The organism is Rhizobacter sp. P2_H2, assembly GCF_056403375.1.
Genome location: NZ_JBFUFP010001578.1, coordinates 1 through 877, shown reverse-complemented (window position 1 = coordinate 877; position 877 = coordinate 1). Strand labels below are relative to the sequence as shown.

The following is an 877-nucleotide window of genomic DNA, read 5'->3' as shown; positions in this document are numbered from 1 at the left end:
GTGCTCGCCTGCTGCGCCGACGATGCCGGGCGCGCCGCGCTCGCGCAGCGTGCCGCCGTGTGGGCGGCGCAAGGCCTGCGCGTGATCGCGGTCGCGCATGCGCCGTGGCGCGAAGGCGAGCCGCGGCCGGTGCACGGCTTCGCGGCCGACGGGCTGATCGCCTTCCAGGACCCGCTGCGCGACGACGTGCCGCACGCGCTGGCGCAGTGCCGCGAGGCCGGCGTGCGCGTCGTGATGATCACCGGCGATGCGCCGGCGACCGCGTCGGCGATCGCGCGCCAGGCCGGCTTCGAGCGCTGGGACGGCGACGCGGTGTGCACCGGCGCCGCGCTGGCCGCGATGGACGACCGGGCCTTCGATGCGGCGGTCGGGCGCATCGCGGTGTATGCCCGCGTCAGCCCGGACCAGAAGCTGCGCATCGTGCAAGCGCTGCAGCGCCGCGGCGAGGTGGTCGCGATGACCGGCGACGGCGTCAACGACGGGCCGGCGCTGCGCGCCGCGGATGTCGGCGTCGCGATGGGGCAGCGCGGCACCGACGTGGCCCGCGAGGCCGCGGCGCTGGTGCTGCTGGACGATCGCTTCGCGTCGCTGGTCGATGCGGTGCGCGCCGGGCGCCGCATCTTCGCGAACCTGCAGCGTGCGGTCGGCTACCTGCTGGCGGTGCACCTGCCGATCGTCGGGCTGTCGCTGCTGCCGGTGCTTGGCGGCCCGGTGCTGCTGCTGCCGGTGCACGTCGTGCTGCTGGAGCTGATCATCGACCCGGCGTGTTCGCTGGTGTTCGAGGCCGAGCCGGCGGTGCGCCATGCGATGAAGGTGCCGCCGCGTCCGGCGGGCGCGGCGCTGTTCGGCCGCGGCGCGGTGCTGCGCGCGCTCGGGG

At 76.5% G+C, this 877-nt stretch carries 1 protein-coding gene; it reads left to right on the top strand.

Annotated features, from left to right (window positions below; genetic code table 11):
• On the top strand, window positions 1–877 hold an 877-nt coding region (locus AC1D15_RS34860; RefSeq protein ID WP_477829675.1), incomplete at both ends, for an HAD-IC family P-type ATPase.